Raw genomic sequence first — 16,562 nt, forward strand, 5'->3', positions numbered from 1 at the left:
AAGCGGAAACTGTGAATATGTTCCCTTTCCCCCAGTCGTGAGACTGCATCATTTAATAGGAACATCCAAGGTGTAGCACGCTGTCGCTGGCAAGACGTATCAGGCGCTGTAAATAATTAAGTAGAGAATTACAATATGAAACGTATGCTGATCAATGCAACGCAGCAAGAAGAAATGCGCGTGGCACTGGTTGACGGCCAGCGTCTATACGATCTAGATATAGAAAGCCCTGGTCACGAACAGAAAAAAGCCAATATCTATAAGGGTAAAATTACCCGTATCGAACCATCCCTAGAAGCCGCATTTGTTGATTATGGCGCTGAGCGTCACGGATTCCTTCCTTTAAAAGAAATCGCTAAAACGTATTTCCCAGATGGCTACACATTCAATGGTCGTCCTAACATCAAAGACGTGATCAAAGAAGGTCAAGAAGTCATCGTTCAGGTTGATAAAGAAGAACGTGGTCAAAAAGGTGCGGCACTTACAACGTTTATCAGCGTCGCTGGTAGCTACTTGGTATTAATGCCAAATAACCCAAGAGCTGGCGGTATTTCACGTCGTATCGAAGGTGACGAGCGCATTGAGCTTAAAGAAGCATTGAGTCGCTTAAACGTACCTAAAGGTATGGGTCTTATCGTACGCACCGCGGGCGTAGGTAAATCTTTCGAAGAACTAGAGTACGACCTTAAAGCGTTACTTGTTCATTGGGACGCAATCCAAAACGCAGCAAATAGCGGTAAAGCACCTTTCTTAATTCACCAAGAAAGTAACGTGATCTTCCGTGCTATTCGCGATTATTTACGTCGTGATATCGGTGAGATCCTAATTGATAAACCGCGTGTTTTTGAAGAAGCGAAAGCGCATATCGAGCGTTTCCGTCCAGATTTCATCAATCGTGTTAAGCTTTATCAAAACGATGTGCCATTATTCACGCATTATCAAATTGAGAGTCAGATTGAGTCAGCTTTCCAGCGTGAAGTGCGTTTGCCTTCAGGTGGTTCTATCGTTATTGATCCAACAGAAGCACTCACTTCTATCGATATCAACTCGTCAAAAGCGACGAAAGGTGGCGATATCGAAGAGACTGCGCTGAATACTAACCTAGAAGCGGCTGACGAGATTGCACGCCAGTTACGTTTACGTGACTTAGGTGGATTAATCGTTATCGACTTTATCGATATGACTCCGCCTCGCCATCAACGTGAAGTAGAAAACCGCTTGAAAGAAGCCGTTCGTACTGACCGTGCTCGCGTGCAAATCGGTAAGATTTCTCGTTTCGGCTTATTAGAAATGTCGCGTCAACGTTTGCGTCCGTCTTTAGGTGAAGCGAGCCAACATACGTGTCCACGCTGTGACGGCCAAGGCACCATTCGCTCAAACGAATCCATTGCTTTGTCTATCTTGCGTCTAATCGAAGAAGAAGCGATCAAAGATAATACCGCTCAGGTCAACGCCCAAGTGCCTGTCGCTGTTGGTGCTTATCTATTAAATGAAAAGCGTCGTTCTGTACAACGCATCGAAAAGCGCCACGAGTGCCACGTTGTTATCATCCCTAATCAACACCTAGAAACACCTCACTATGAAGTGGTTAGGTTGCGTAAAGATGAAACAACAGAAGCTGCAAGCTATGAGCAGATCACCGCGCCAGAGCCTGAAGTCGTTGAAATTGCTCGAGCTCAAGCGATTGTGAAAGAGGAGCCTGTGTTAAAAGGTGTCGTTATGCCTGATGCACCAGCACCGGCGCCTGCGCCAGCCCCTACTCCAGCTCAAACAGCAAAACCACAAACGCGTAAGCCACAAGCACAACCTGCTCAAAACGGCACCAGCCTGTTTGCAAAGATTGGTCAATGGTTCAAGAGCCTATTTGCTAGTGACAGCGATAACCAAGAAGAAAACAAGCCTTCTGAAGAAAAATCATCACGCGATAACAACCGTGATAATCGCCGTCGCAATAATAACAATCGTCGTCGTAACAATAACCGCCGTCGTAACGATCAACAAAAAGACACAACGGTTGAATCGAAAGACGAAAACAACAGTAACGAGCAACGTGGTGATAACCGCAAACGCCGTCGTCCAAATAACAGAAAGCGCCAAGATCAGGACAAAGCAAACCGTCCAGCTAAGGAGCCTGTAAACGATAACGTTGAAACGGTTCAGGCTAAAGACGCGCCAGTTAAAGAAGCGACAGTAAAACCACGCAGACAAAGACGTAATCTTCGCAAGAAGGTACGTGTGGAAGAAACCAATGCGCAGGATACTAACACGTCAGAGCAAGCTAGCACTGAAGAAGTGAAAGTAGAAGCAAAGCCGCTTGAACAACCAGCGAAAACGGCAGCTGATTCTAAAGCTGAACAAAAGCCAAGGCAAAGAAAAGCGAAACCTGTCGCTGACAAATCAGAACAAGAGTCTGCAACTAACGAACATGTAGCAGCACCTTCTGAACAATCTGACGTACACGCTCAAGCAAAGCAGCAAGAAACTGCTAACACTGAGCGCCACGAACAAAACGATGTTACCGAGGTGGTATCTGCCGAACTTTCAGAATCGCAAAATGATGACGAAAATAAAGAAGGCCGCACTCGCTCTAGACGTTCTCCGCGTCATCTGAGAGCGGCAGGTCAACGTCGCCGTCGTCAGGATACGCCTGAAAAAGGTCAAGCTGCTGCATTTGTGCCCGTTGCAGATCAAGCAGCTGCAGAATACGAAGCAGAGCTAAAAGCAAAATCTTCTTCTGACATTGACGTTCAAGAAGGTGTACAGCAAGAAGCAAATACAGTTGAGACTCAATTGTCACCTGAAGCGGTAACTGAAGATAATGCGCCAGCGGCAGAAGTGACAGTTTCTGAGACACACACTGATGCAGAGCAGCATGTCGAAACTAAGCCAGCCGAAGCACAGGTTGACGAAAATGCAGCGCAAGAAGCGGAGCCTGTAAAAGAAGTTGAGGCAAGTACTGCTGAAGCACCATTGCAACAAGCTGCACAGCCCGAAACATCCGCAAGCGCTGACGAAGTAGTCGCAGAAGCAGTAGAAGCTATGCCGCCAGAAGCAGCAAAAGAGGTGAAAGCTGAGCCAATCGCTGACACAGTAGAGGCTGAACAAGTTGAATCGACAGAGGAAAAAGTTGAGGCTGAAACTGCAGTTGTAGAAGAAACTCAGGCTTCTGACACTGAGGCAACACCTGAAGTTCAGGAGCCAGCAGCCGAGGCACCGGCAGCAGAAGCGGTTGAGGAAACAACAGCTGCTGAAACAGTTACTGAATCTTCAACTGAAGATACACCAGTCGCTGAAACAGTTGAAGCACCTACTCAACAAGTAGTAAACAGCAATTCAGTACAAAGCCGTATACGCTTCAACCAAACGGCTGCCGCGCCAATGACAAAAGCACAAAGTGTGATTGAGGATGTCGTGGTAGAAACACCATCTGCGATGCCACATGAACAGCGTCAGACTGTGGCGAATAGCGGATCAGGTGTTGGCTCTAAGTCACCAACAGGCAGAGCAAGCGCCGACATGGCCTCTCCTGCTCAGGTTGACTAAGCAGTAATTGAAAAGCCAGTCTTTTTAGACTGGCTTTTTTGTGTCCGAATTTTACTGAGCAGACAAATGGTAATACCAGTCCTTCGTAGCACTCCGTGTTATTTATCAGTAGAATGCCGTCAATTCTTTGATCGTTAAAGTCAAAAGTATGATCACACTTAAGAGATTTAAAAACGCCTCTTTAAAAGGTGACCTATTCGGTGGTGTAACCACTGCAATTATTTCTTTACCACTCGCACTCGCTTTTGGTGTTGCCTCTGGTGCTGGCGCAGAAGCTGGGATGTGGGGCGCAATTTTAGTTGGCTTATTTGCCGCGCTGTTCGGTGGTTCAACCTCCCTCATTTCTGAACCAACCGGCCCAATGACTGTTATCATGACAGCAGTACTCACCGCCATGATGAGCAAGTACCCCGAAAATGGTCTTGCGATGGGCTTTACTGTTGTCATGATGGCAGGTGCTTTTCAGGTTTTACTCGGTACGCTCAAGTTAGGTAAATACGTTACCTTGATGCCTTACAGCGTCATCTCCGGATTTATGTCTGGTATTGGTGTTATCCTCATTATTTTGCAGCTTGCTCCTTTACTTGGACATCAAGCGCCTGCAGGTGGTGTTGTTGGCACTTTGTCTAACTTGCCCAGCCTGCTGATGGACTTACACTTTTCTGAGTTGTTCCTCGGGGTGATCACACTTGCAATCTTATTCAAAATGCCAAGTAAGTGGCGCCAGTACGTGCCAGCTCAACTGGTCGCACTCGTCGCCGTTACACTGCTTTCAATTATTATTTTTGATACCGATAGTATTCGCCGCATCGGAGAAATTCCAAGTGGCCTGCCAAGTATTGTGTTGCCAGTATTATCACCAGAGCTCTTCGTTGAAATGCTTATCGACGCATTGGTACTGGGCACTTTGGGTTGTATAGATACGTTGCTAACAGCAGTAATAGCCGACAGTTTAACGCGAACCGAGCATGATTCTGATAAGGAGCTCAGAGGCCAAGGTATTGCCAATATGATAGCTGGCCTTTTTGGTGCATTGCCAGGTGCTGGCGCAACGATGGGAACTGTGGTCAATATTCAAGTGGGCGCTCGCTCGCCCATCGCTGGCATATTCAGGGCACTAATTTTGATGGCCGTAGTCTTTATCGCGGGCAGTTTGACCGAGCCAATCCCAATGGCGGTGCTTGCTGGTATTGCAGTGTATGTTGGTTTTAATATTCTGGATTGGAGTTTTATCCAGCGTGCTCATAAGCTTAGTGTCAGTCAAATGGCGATTATGTATGGCGTAATGCTCCTTACCGTTTTTGTTGACCTGATTGTTGCCGTGGGCCTTGGCGTATTTATCTCTAATGTGATGATCATAGAGAGATTAAGCCGAGTGCAAGCTAATCATGTTAAAGCAATTAGCGACAGTGATAGCGATGAAGATGTGCCACTAACAAAAAAGGAAAGCGAGCTGTTAGATAAAGCCAACGGTAAACTATTATTCTTTTATCTTTCCGGGCCAATGATTTTTAGCGTCTCAAAAGCAATCGCAAGACAACACCGCAAGATTAGTGAATACAAAGCCATGGTATTAGATTTAAGCGACGTAGCTATGATTGATGTCACCGTGGGCTTAGCCATTGAAAATGCGATTACAGATGCGCTTGATGCTGACTGTAGCGTGTTTATCTATTCACCGAATTTGGAGACCACCGATAAGCTCAAGCGCTTAAACATTCACGACCGTCTAGGCGACCGTGCATTTTGTGATAGTCGCGAGATAGCGCTCAGTCAAGCCATTGATACTATGGCTAAAACTTATTAAAGTGCGCACTTAAGTGATCCAGTAATAACCGTAAGCTGGTCGCGACAAATTGTCTGGGTGGATACAGCGCCCAGACCCCCTCTTCTTCAGGTCTAAAGTTGGTTAGTACCTCTGTTAACTCACCACTCTCTAGCGACTCTTGCACGTAATAATGTGGTAACTGTACCAAACCTAAGCCTTGCTTTGCTGCTTCCAAGAGCCCCCAACCACTGTTGCAACGCAGTGGGCCCGCCACTTTAATTTGTCGCGTTTTACCGTGCTCAACAAAGCGCCATTCGCTGCTATTGCCAATCAAACATTTATGATTGCCAAGCTCAGCGAGCGTATGCGGTTGGCCAAATTGATTTAAATAGATATTCGCGCCACACACCATGGTTTTACGTGTGGTTAGCCGTTTGGCGCGCAGTGATGAATCCTGTAACTTACCGAGTCGAATTGCCAAGTCAAAGCCCTTATCGAGCAAGTCGACTTGATTGTTCGTCAAATGCATTTCAACCTCAACTTTTGGATACAAACGCATAAAGTCAACCACGGCTGGCATGACATAAGATTCGCCGTACATTACCGGTGCGGTAAGCTTAAGTTTGCCTGTTGGCTGTCTATCACGTTGACGGATTGCAGCAGTGGCGTCATCTAATCCATGCTGCAAATGCTTTGCATGAGATAAAAACACTTCACCTTCCTGAGTCAGCGCTAATTTTCGGGTAGTGCGCGTCAAAAGTTGTATGTTGAGCCGCTCCTCTAACATTTTCACACGGCGACTAATTTGCGCAACCGAAGTATTTAACTGAGTTGCAGCCCCACTAAATGAGCCATTACTCGCGACCGCTACAAACTCATCAATGCCAATCCATCTATCCATTATTACATATACGTAAAAGTCTTTATGATTTTTATAGATTATCAAAAATCATAATGTAGTTATACTGCTTTCAACTTTTAAGAAAGGAACAAACCATGTCTGAATTTATTAAATCTAAAGCAGCAATCGCTTGGGGCCCAGGTCAACCGCTTAGTATTGAAGAAGTTGATGTTATGCCACCGAAAAAAGGCGAAGTCTTAGTTAAAATCACCGCAACAGGCGTATGTCATACCGATGCTTTCACTTTGTCTGGCGACGATCCTGAAGGCGTATTCCCAGCAATCTTAGGTCATGAAGGTGCAGGTATTGTTGAAGCGATTGGTGAAGGCGTTACTAGCGTTGCCGTTGGCGACCATGTGATCCCATTGTACACACCGGAATGTGGCGAATGTAAGTTCTGTAAGTCTGGTAAAACGAACCTTTGTCAGCAGATCCGTGAAACCCAAGGTAAAGGCTTGATGCCTGATGGCACAACCCGCTTTTATAAAGACGGCCAACCAATTTATCACTACATGGGCACGTCAACGTTCTCTGAGTACACTGTGCTGCCAGAAATCTCTTTGGCTAAAGTAAACAAAGCAGCGCCTCTTGAGGAGATCTGTTTGCTTGGCTGTGGTGTCACCACAGGAATGGGCGCAGTAATGAATACCGCTAAAGTGCAAAAAGGCGATACCGTCGCCATTTTCGGCCTAGGTGGTATCGGCTTGTCCGCTATCATTGGCGCGGCAATGGCTGGCGCGAGTCGGATCATCGGTATCGACATCAATGAAGATAAGTTTGAGCTGGCGACAAAGCTTGGGGCAACCGATCTTATCAACCCGAAAGACTTCGACAAACCTATCCAAGAAGTGATCGTTGAAATGACCGATGGCGGTGTGGATTTCTCGTTCGAATGTATCGGTAACGTAGATGTTATGAGAAGTGCCCTTGAGTGCTGTCACAAAGGTTGGGGTGAGTCTGTCATCATCGGTGTTGCAGGCGCTGGACAAGAGATTTCAACACGTCCATTCCAATTGGTTACCGGTCGCGTATGGCGCGGCAGTGCTTTTGGTGGCGTAAAAGGTCGCTCAGAGCTTCCTGAGATTGTTGAACGCTATATGGCTGGTGAATTCAAACTCAATGACTTTATCACTCATACCATGAAGCTCGAAGATATTAATGAAGCCTTTGATTTAATGCATGACGGCAAGAGTATCCGCTCAGTGATCCATTACTAGTACCCGCTCAAGGACGCACAGGTTGCGTCCTATTTCGCTTAATTAAGGAGCACTTGATGGAACTGATTTCCAGCAACAAAGTATCCGGCGGTTGGCATAAGCGCTACACACATACCAGCCAGTCGACACAGTGTGAAATGACCTTCGCCATTTTTTTACCTGAAATTGTCAACGAGGGACAACAAGTCCCGGTTTTATATTGGCTCTCAGGGTTAACCTGCAGCGATGAAAACTTCATGCAAAAAGCAGGCGCGTTTAAAAAAGCCAACGAGCTTGGTATCGCTATTGTCGCGCCAGATACAAGCCCGCGTGGAGAAGGCGTTGCAGATGATGAAAATGGCGCTTATGACTTTGGTCTAGGTGCGGGGTTTTACGTCAATGCGACACAGGCACCGTATAGTCAACATTATCAAATGTATGACTACGTGACCGAAGAGCTGCCCCAGTTAATCGAAGCGCACTTCCCTGTTAGTCCGCAAAAAGCCATTAGTGGTCACTCCATGGGGGGGCATGGTGCGTTAATTATTGGGCTTAGAAACCCTGATGCCTATACGAGTATCTCAGCGTTTAGTCCAATCGTGAACCCAAGTAACTGCCCCTGGGGTCAAAAAGCGCTAACAGGATATTTAGGGGACGACAAACAGCGCTGGCTACAATATGACGCGACCGAATTATTGTCGCACTATGTTAGTCCAACGAAACGTCCGATACTCATTGAGCAAGGTTCAAGTGACCAGTTTTTAGACGAGCAGTTAAAGCCTTGGTTATTCGAACAAGCTGCAGAAAAAGCAGGCTACTCTATCACGCTAAACATGCATGAAGGTTACGATCATAGCTATTTCTTTATCTCGAGCTTTATTGAAAATCATCTTGAGTTTCATGCTAACTATATGAGATGAGCCTGACTGCCGCTTGCGCTTTGAGCACTAAGCTAAAAATAAAAAAGGCGTACTCCCTGTACGCCTTGCTTGCTTAACATTATTCTTTGTGTCAAATCATCAGATTAAATCGCCGTATGGATTCGTTGGACAAAGCTGTATACTTTGCTCGAACCCAGGAATGGCTAACTCTTGCTGACTTAAATTCAATTCAGACTCATCAATCATGCCATTGCCAAAACGATAAATGAGCTCGTATTGGCCATAATCGGCCGCTTGCTGATATGCAATTTGTCTTTGTGTTGTAACGGCAAGTTGTTGCTCATAATTTGCAAACTCAGCTTGGCTATAACGCTTGCTTAGTAGCTGCTTCGTGAGCTTTGGAGAAAGTACGGTTGCCGTTGCATTGTTACCACCAAAGCCCTTTGAATTTATAAAGGCGATATCCATTGGCTCGCACTCATAGTGCTCGGTACGAATATCTAAATGCTCGGCGTGAACATCTTCAGCTACTGCATTGATTGTGGTAATCCCGGGCATAATATTGTATTCGAACACCCCAAGTGCCATCGCAAGCTGATCGCCAGACGCCGGTGCGATGGTATGACCAACATAGGCTTTTGGCGCCGCCACTTTCCAGCCATTAATCGCAAAAGTTTCTGCAATTTTGTGGTAGATAAGCGACTCAGTAACCCGGTTTTGTGGTGTGCTTGAGCCATGTGCCAAAATAAAGCTGCGTTTTACTAACGCCTCGGTGCCTGCGATTTGCTGAGCCAGCGCGACCGATTTTGCCATGGTAATATAGTTACCAGGTCCAGGTGCCGTAATCGACTTTTTCACGCCGTCTGCGTTGACATATACATCGGCCACAGAGCCCATGATCTGCGCGCCAAGCTCCAGTGCTAATGCGTCATCCATCAAAATAGCCACTTGTGCCCCTTCACCAATTGTAAAGCCACAGTTTTCACCAAAAGGACGACTTGTTTTGCGATAATCTACATGCTCAGTACCATCAAGTTTACGCAAACCTTCTTCATTTGCGAGTGCGCCCATATTACCGAAGCCTTCGATGATCTCTGGTGTAATAGCACACTCAACACTGGCTACAATCGCCACTCGAGTACGGTCAGCCTGAATATCATTCACTGCAGCGCGGAGGTTATATAGAAATGTCGCACAGGCACCTGATGTCGTAAACGTTGTGCCGACGCTGCCAGTAACATAAGCATTGATAAAGTCAGTGGACATGGTGTTGAGTCCTAGCGCCAACTGCTTAGTGCTTACTCTGTCGCCACGTAAACGACTACGTACTAATCCACCTAAGCCCTCATCATTCATTTGCCCTGCCACAGAGGCGGAGTAAGTGCCGATTTGGTCCGGTCGTACGCTGTTCATTACCTTGTCCCACTCAAGACCCGTTGAGCGGATAGCGTCGGTTGCAGCGAAAATAGTTGCCTGAAGGCCGCGTGGTTGATAACGGCTGTTATACATGAGTGACGGCTCAAAGCCTGTTGGTAATTGACCTGCAGCTTTAATTGGGTTGTCTCTGAAGCTATCGTGCTTAACTTCAACCTGGTCCGCAATCGTTACTTCAACCGTTTTTGGATCAAGCTCAATCACTTGCCAAGCTGCAGGAACTGGCTCTGGTAAGTCACGTTTACGGCAACTGAATACTATCTTGCTGTCATCATTTGCTTTCATTGTAAGCTTTTGCTGCCAAGGAGTCGCATCTACATCAAAATGGTTTTTTTCAATTTTACGGATCAACGTACCCGCTAAGATCTGCTCACCAAAACGCGACTCAATCTCCACCTCTTGAACGACTTGGTCGTTTTGGTCAATCAGCTGACCATTTTCATAACGCACTAAGTTCATTAAACTCGCAAGGCCCAAATAGGTCTCTTGTCGGTCTTTAGCATTTAGCTTATCAAGTACAATACGTTTGTAGCCTTGATGGAAAGAGGTGCGCCCCGCGGCGTTAATACCCCCCATTCCTACAATAATTGGCAATGCTGTCATGTCGTTCCTACTTCTGAACTAAGATAATGACTTGATTTTAATTGCATTCGAATTTAAGTTTTTACAAAATACGCCACATATAAATCATTTTTCGCCAAATAAAAGAGGTCGGAGCAGATGAAATCCTGTACAAAGGTCGCTATTGTGCTTTACAAGCATATGCTCGTTACCAGTGTCACCTTACCGCTGGAAATGCTCAAAGCCGGACAAGCCTTTGCTAAAGTGCATCTAAAAGAGGCTTATGTTCCTTTAGAAGTTCTCCTTTGCAGCAGCCAAGGCGAGGCAGTCAACGCCGATAATTACCTGACACTTGAGGCACAAAGTGACTTTAGCTCATTGCCTTTATATGACTACATTATTGTGCCAAGCATATGGCGAAACCCAAGGCCAATTGTAAGGCAAAACCAAGCGCTGAGTGAGTCACTTGCAGATGCATGGGGAGCAGGAAGCACACTAATAGGTGTAGGTACGGGTGTTTGCTTTTTAGCAAGTTCTGGCCTGCTTGACGGGCATTCAGCAACAACCCACTGGCATTTTGCCAAACAATTTTCTCAGCTATACCCTAATGTTGAATTAAAACCGGATTACTTTATCACTCAATCAGAGCGGATCTACACTGTAGCCAGCTTAAATGCGCTGGCCGATGTAATTGTTCATATTATTGAATTACTGTACGGGATAGATGCCGCACATCATGTGCAGCAAAACTTTTCTCATGAAATTCGTAAGCCTTACGAAGAGCAGCGCTACTTAGAGGGTGCTGTGGACCGTCATGCTGATGAGCAAATTGCCGCAATTCAATTTTGGCTGAAAAATAACGCCGCATCGGAAATCTCTTTACCCACTGTCGCAGCGCAATTTGATTTGAGTTATCGCACCTTTAACCGCCGCTTTAAACAAGCAACAGGACAAACCGCCGTTGCCTACTTACAACAGGTGCGTATTGAAATGTGTAAAGAGCTGCTCGCGAGCAGTAATCTCTCCATTCAAGATATTGCCCTCGCTGCTGGATTTAATTCACAAGGGCAATTAAGCAGAGTGTTTAGGCATTTAATGGGAAAATCACCAAGCACATATCGGGCAATAGTAAGAAAGAAATTGTTCTCGTAAACAGGCCCTAGGTTAAACCACTCTACAGTATTTGCATCACGGTTAACGTTTGCTGTTGGCCGTTGAAGAAAAATGAAATATCTTCGTCTACCGCTAACCCTTTTAGGCGCTTGCCAAGGGGCGCATCAAACGTTAACACCAACACTGGTGTTTCTTTATATTGGATTTTTAGCCCGCCTTCGCAAGGCGCAAAATAGAACCAATGACAGTTGCCCTGCTCGTCTTCAATTTCAACTAGTGTGTTATGTGTAATTGTATTGCCAACAGCGAGTGCCAATTGATTCAATATTGTGTGTTTCGCCAAATGCATGGCATCAACGCGTTCACTTTGCCCTTCTGCCAAATACCCATATTCGATACTCAACGAGTCATATTGTGTTTCAGCAGCACTTTGTTCATGAGTAGCATCAGCACGTGCACTGTTTGCCGCTTCAGTGGCTTCAATCAGCTTTTGTTCAAGTGCAAACTTGAGATATTCGATAAAAACAGATTTATTCATTGGTAGTTTACAGCTATTGGATGACTGGTAGTAACAGACTGGCCGTTAACGGTTAGCGCCAAACGTAAAATCCAACGCATAGATTTATCCGTGCAAACACCGACCATGGTTTTTGCTATCAGTGTGTTTTTGTCAAAGAACACGGGAATTCTCCCCATGTTCATATTTTCTCCCTCAAGCCATGCCGAAACGACCTCTACTTTAGTCGCACTTTTTAGCCCAATGGTAAATTCTGTTTCAGGTTGAACCTGCTTTGAGCCTAGATAAATCTGCACTTGTGGAGTTAAATCACAGGGCGTTGAAAAATTACAGACATTTCTTGTTACTGAACTTTCACTTTTTTCTGAACTTTCATGTATAATAATAGTCGGGTCTGAACAGGCCACGAGGAAAACACCTAGCAACCCGATTGTTAATTGCTTTGCAATCATGAGGGATTTACCGTCACTTCTGAATCCTGCGCAGTGTACGCAAGTTTCAGGGCAAATGCTAGGTTGCTTAAGAAGCGAACAAAAAGCGCGTGAAAACTTGATTGATGTCATAATTTTAGGCGTTTTAGGTATCTTTTCATAAGCAAAAAAATTATCATTTCCTCGCAAAAATAAAGGTTTCTCGGGCTGGTTAGGTTTTCACTCATCTTTTGAGTTAAAACATGACGGGCTTGAAGAAATATAACTAGGGCCTGTAATTCAGGTAATTCATTTCTAATCGCAATAAATTGCAGCGGAATCCAGAAAATGAGCCAAACAGTAGCATCACAAACTGAGTACAATTATAAAGTTGTACGCCAATTCGCTATCATGACAGTGATTTGGGGCATTGTTGGCATGGGTGTAGGTGTATTTATCGCAGCGCAACTTGCGTGGCCTGCGTTAAACTTCGACATTCCATGGTTAACTTACTCTAGACTTCGTCCGTTACACACGAACGCAGTAATCTTTGCATTTGGTACAAGTGCACTATTTGCAACCTCTTACTATGTTGTTCAGCGCACGTGTCAAACGCGCCTGTTCTCTGACAAACTTGCCGCATTTACCTTCTGGGGTTGGCAAGCCATCATCGTATCTGCGGCTATCACGCTTCCTCTAGGTATTACTTCTTCAAAAGAATACGCTGAACTAGAGTGGCCGATTGATATCGCAATCGCGGTAGTATGGGTTACTTATGCTGTAGTATTCTTTGGTACTCTTATCAAGCGTAAAGTGTCACACATCTATGTAGCAAACTGGTTCTACGCTGGTTTCATTATCACTGTTGCAGTGCTTCACATTGTAAACAGTATGGCTATTCCTGTATCACTTACTAAATCTTATTCAATCTACGCAGGTGCTGTAGATGCGATGGTTCAGTGGTGGTATGGTCACAACGCAGTAGGCTTCCTACTTACCGCTGGTTTCTTAGGTATGATGTACTACTTCGTACCAAAACAAGCAGGTCGTCCAGTTTACTCTTACCGTCTATCGGTTGTTCACTTCTGGGCACTTGTTTCTCTATATATTTGGGCTGGTCCTCACCACCTTCACTACACAGCACTACCTGACTGGACACAGTCTCTAGGTATGGTGATGTCAGTTATCCTATTCGTTCCTTCTTGGGGCGGTATGATCAACGGTATCATGACGCTGTCTGGCGCTTGGCACAAACTACGTACTGACCCAGTACTGCGTTTCTTAGTTGTGTCTCTATCGTTTTACGGTATGTCTACGTTCGAAGGCCCAATGATGGCTATTAAGTCTGTAAATGCGCTTTCACATTACACAGACTGGACAGTAGGTCACGTACACTCTGGTGCACTAGGTTGGGTTGCGATGATTTCTATCGGTGCAATTTACCACCTAATCCCTGCCCTATTTGGTCACGGTAACATGTACAGCATCAAGCTAGTTAACACGCATTTCTGGCTACACACTGTTGGTGTTGTGCTTTATATCGTTGCAATGTGGATCTCTGGTGTTATGCAAGGCCTAATGTGGCGCGCAGTAAATGCTGACGGTACATTAATGTACAGCTTTGTTCAGTCACTAGAAGCTTCTAAGCCTTTCTATATCATGCGATTCCTAGGCGGTGTATTCATCGTAGTTGGTATGCTGGTAATGGCTTACAACGTATTCCGTACGGTTACTGCAAAAAGTGGTCAACTTGCCACTGATGCAAACCCGCAAGTGGCTTAAGGGGTATTGAGTATGAGCAACAATAACTCAACAAACAAACACGAAATCGTTGAAAAGAACGTTGGCCTGATGGCTATCTTAACGGTATTCGCGATTAGCTTCGGTGCACTAGTTGAAATTACTCCACTAATGTTCCAAAAAGATACCACTCAGCCAGTAGAAGGCTTACGCCCGCTTACCGCGCTTGAAATGGAAGGTCGTGACATCTTCGTACGTGAAGGTTGTTACAACTGTCACTCACAGATGGTTCGTCCATTCCGTGATGAAGTTGAGCGCTACGGTCACTACTCTGTAGCCGGTGAGTCAGTATGGGATCACCCATTCCAGTGGGGCTCTAAACGTACAGGTCCAGATTTGGCACGTGTTGGTCAGCGTTATTCTGACGACTGGCACTATGCGCACTTAATGGATCCTCGCTCGGTGGTACCTGAGTCAAACATGCCAGGCTACCCTTGGCTTGATAGCACTAAAGTAGATACCACTTATACTCTGAAAAAATTACAAGTGTTCCGTGATGCATTTGGTATTGATAAGTCGTCAGACCGCTACAATGGCAAAGGCTACGGTGATGATGCTGAACTACAAGCGCAAGTGGATGAAATCCACGCGATGAACGGTGGTGAAGGTGCGACAGAAATGCAAGCACTTATCGCTTACTTACAACAACTTGGCACACATTTGAAGTAATTGTTATGGATTACGGCACATACAGAGGCATTTTGACTCTGGTAATTTTGGTACTGTTTATAGTGATTGTTGTGTGGGCATATAGCAAGCGCTCTAAGCGCCGTTTCGACGACGCTGCTAATGCCATTTTTGAAGATGAGAAAAAACATAACAACACTATCTCTAACGAGGAAAAGGAGTCTGAAAAATGACTAGCTTTTGGAGTATTTGGGTTATTGTACTAACCCTAGCGTGTCTAGCTCTGATTTTCGGCCTGCTAATTTGGAACCTGAAAAACTACACAGGTGTCAAAGAAGGCGAAAGCTGTGGTCACGAGTTCGACGGAATTGAGGAATTAAATAATCCACTACCAAAGTGGTGGACTTACATGTTCTTCGCGACTTTTGTTTGGTCAGTATATTATCTTGCTGCTTACCCAGGTCTTGGTAACTTTAAAGGTTTCTTAAACTGGACGAGCTCTAACCAAGGTATTACTACCTTGGCAGAGTCTAAGAAAGCAGTCGCTGAAGCACATGAAAATGGCCAGTGGGTACAACTTGATAAAGAAGTTGAAGCAGCACAAGACCGTTTTGGCCCTATCTTCCAAGAATTTGCAAAGCAAGACGTACTTGCGCTTGCAAAGAATGAAGAAGCACTTGAAATCGGTCAACGTTTATTCTCGCAAAACTGTGCTCAGTGTCATGGCTCTGATGCTCGTGGTGGCGCAGGCTTCCCTAACCTAACTGATAAAGACTGGTTATATGGTGGCACGCCTGACAAGATCAAAGAAACACTGCTTAACGGTCGTGTTGCAGCGATGCCAGCTTGGCAAGATGCACTTGGTGATCAAGGCGTAAAAGAAATGACTGCTTATGTACTAAGCCTTTCTGGACGTACTGTTAACCAAAAAGATGCTGAAGCAGGTAAAGCTAAGTTTGCAATGTGTGCAGCTTGTCATGGTATGGATGGTAAAGGTTCTGTTGCACATAACCTGCCGTTCGGTGCACCAAACTTAACCGATAATATCTGGCTATACGGTGGTTCTCAACGCGCAGTTGAAGACACACTTCGCCACGGTCGTGCGGGTGTTATGCCAGCATGGAAAGATATCTTAGGTGAAGATAAAGTACACCTTCTAACAGCGTATGTTTATAGCTTGTCACAAGACCAATAAGCTTAGCTTTTAGAACATTATTTGAGATCAAAAAAGCCTCCATTTGGAGGCTTTTTTTTAGGTATTTACCGCAACTTACGGTAGAATACGGGCAAGTTTTATAGCCATGTGAGCAACTATGAACCCTACCCCTTGGTATAAGAATTTTTGGCCTTGGTTTTTAATTTTTTTCCCACTTGTTACTGTCGTTGCCTGTGTTTTTCTCATCACGTTTGCAGTCGGTAATGGTCCTGATATGGTCGTTGATGACTACTACAAAAAAGGTAAAGCAATTAATCTAGAGCTGAGTAAGTTTGATAAAGCAAAAGCGCTCTATTTACATGGTGACCTGCAAGTAGCAGAGCAAAAAGTCACCTTTAAATTTACCAAGGGCGACGCTTCTAAAGTTCATGCATTAAAGCTCTCGTTTTACCACCGCACTATTGAGAAATACGATTTTGCAGTCACGCTGACTAAAAACGCCAGCGGCGAGTTTACGGGCTTATTTGATGAACCACATAGCGGTGTGTTCACGGTATTTATAGAGCCTATGGACAACAGTTGGAAAATGAAAGAAAAAATCCAACTGCCACATGATGGTATTATCGCGGTCACTCCACAGTATAAGTAAGCTGCC

14 protein-coding genes are annotated in these 16,562 nt (G+C 45.2%); 10 read left to right on the forward strand and 4 right to left on the reverse strand.

Annotated features, from left to right (window positions below; all coding sequences use genetic code 11):
- Window positions 1-135 precede the first annotated feature (135 nt).
- Together rne and PNC201_RS10045 are read left to right on the forward strand one after the other, a co-directional pair.
- Window positions 136-3,543 carry a ribonuclease E gene (rne, locus tag PNC201_RS10040; RefSeq protein ID WP_102056962.1) on the forward strand — a complete coding sequence of 1,136 codons (3,408 nt, stop codon included), beginning with the start codon at window positions 136-138 and terminating at the stop codon, window positions 3,541-3,543.
- A gap of 148 nt (window positions 3,544-3,691) precedes the next feature.
- The gene (locus tag PNC201_RS10045) at window positions 3,692-5,350 is read left to right on the forward strand and encodes a SulP family inorganic anion transporter (RefSeq protein ID WP_010605005.1); all 1,659 of its coding nucleotides are present in this window, start codon (window positions 3,692-3,694) and stop codon (window positions 5,348-5,350) included.
- Here the strand turns inward: PNC201_RS10045 and PNC201_RS10050 are convergent.
- Complete coding sequence (locus PNC201_RS10050) at window positions 5,337-6,212, reverse strand: LysR substrate-binding domain-containing protein (RefSeq protein ID WP_102056963.1); 876 nt, start codon at window positions 6,210-6,212, stop codon at window positions 5,337-5,339. The two genes, PNC201_RS10045 and PNC201_RS10050, sit on opposite strands and share 14 nt — an antisense overlap.
- 95 nt (window positions 6,213-6,307) lie before the next feature.
- Between PNC201_RS10050 and PNC201_RS10055 the strand changes: the two genes are divergently transcribed.
- Together PNC201_RS10055 and fghA are read left to right on the forward strand one after the other, a co-directional pair.
- A complete protein-coding gene (locus PNC201_RS10055) occupies window positions 6,308-7,429 on the forward strand; it encodes an S-(hydroxymethyl)glutathione dehydrogenase/class III alcohol dehydrogenase (RefSeq protein ID WP_102056964.1) in 1,122 nt (373 codons plus the stop codon).
- 56 nt (window positions 7,430-7,485) lie between these two features.
- Window positions 7,486-8,328 (forward strand): S-formylglutathione hydrolase, encoded by an 843-nt coding sequence (fghA, locus tag PNC201_RS10060; protein WP_102056965.1) that lies wholly within the window; start codon window positions 7,486-7,488, stop codon window positions 8,326-8,328.
- 99 nt (window positions 8,329-8,427) lie between these two features.
- Here the strand turns inward: fghA and PNC201_RS10065 are convergent, their stop codons facing one another.
- The gene (locus PNC201_RS10065; RefSeq protein ID WP_102056966.1) at window positions 8,428-10,326 is read right to left on the reverse strand and encodes a beta-ketoacyl synthase; all 1,899 of its coding nucleotides are present in this window, start codon (window positions 10,324-10,326) and stop codon (window positions 8,428-8,430) included.
- A 117-nt stretch (window positions 10,327-10,443) separates the two neighbouring features.
- On the opposite strand from PNC201_RS10065, the gene PNC201_RS10070 reads away from it, so the two are divergent.
- Window positions 10,444-11,436 (forward strand): GlxA family transcriptional regulator, encoded by a 993-nt coding sequence (locus tag PNC201_RS10070; protein ID WP_102056967.1) that lies wholly within the window; start codon window positions 10,444-10,446, stop codon window positions 11,434-11,436.
- Between the two features lie 22 nt (window positions 11,437-11,458).
- On the opposite strand, the gene PNC201_RS10075 is transcribed toward PNC201_RS10070, so the two are convergent.
- Complete coding sequence (locus PNC201_RS10075; RefSeq protein WP_102056968.1) at window positions 11,459-11,935, reverse strand: transcription elongation factor GreAB; 477 nt, start codon at window positions 11,933-11,935, stop codon at window positions 11,459-11,461.
- A complete protein-coding gene (locus tag PNC201_RS10080; RefSeq protein ID WP_010373998.1) occupies window positions 11,932-12,366 on the reverse strand; it encodes a hypothetical protein in 435 nt (144 codons plus the stop codon). Before PNC201_RS10080 ends, PNC201_RS10075 begins: the two co-directional genes overlap by 4 nt.
- Before the next feature lie 306 nt (window positions 12,367-12,672).
- Between PNC201_RS10080 and ccoN the strand changes: the two genes are divergently transcribed.
- The 5 genes from ccoN (at window position 12,673) to PNC201_RS10105 (ending at window position 16,556) form a co-directional block, all read left to right on the forward strand.
- Entirely contained in the window at window positions 12,673-14,106 is a 1,434-nt protein-coding gene (ccoN, locus tag PNC201_RS10085; protein WP_010373997.1) for a cytochrome-c oxidase, cbb3-type subunit I, read from the forward strand.
- 12 nt (window positions 14,107-14,118) lie between these two features.
- Window positions 14,119-14,793, forward strand: a complete 675-nt coding sequence (gene ccoO / locus PNC201_RS10090) for a cytochrome-c oxidase, cbb3-type subunit II (protein WP_010373994.1) — start codon at window positions 14,119-14,121, stop codon at window positions 14,791-14,793.
- A gap of 5 nt (window positions 14,794-14,798) precedes the next feature.
- Window positions 14,799-14,984 carry a cbb3-type cytochrome oxidase subunit 3 gene (locus PNC201_RS10095; protein ID WP_010373992.1) on the forward strand — a complete coding sequence of 62 codons (186 nt, stop codon included), beginning with the start codon at window positions 14,799-14,801 and terminating at the stop codon, window positions 14,982-14,984.
- Window positions 14,981-15,946, forward strand: a complete 966-nt coding sequence (ccoP, locus tag PNC201_RS10100; protein WP_102056969.1) for a cytochrome-c oxidase, cbb3-type subunit III — start codon at window positions 14,981-14,983, stop codon at window positions 15,944-15,946. Before PNC201_RS10095 ends, ccoP begins: the two co-directional genes overlap by 4 nt.
- A 118-nt stretch (window positions 15,947-16,064) precedes the next feature.
- The gene (locus tag PNC201_RS10105; protein ID WP_010605013.1) at window positions 16,065-16,556 is read left to right on the forward strand and encodes a FixH family protein; all 492 of its coding nucleotides are present in this window, start codon (window positions 16,065-16,067) and stop codon (window positions 16,554-16,556) included.
- The last annotated feature ends 6 nt before the right edge of the window (window positions 16,557-16,562 follow it).

Source organism: Pseudoalteromonas sp. NC201 (genome assembly GCF_002850255.1).
Taxonomy (GTDB): Bacteria; Pseudomonadota; Gammaproteobacteria; order Enterobacterales; family Alteromonadaceae; genus Pseudoalteromonas.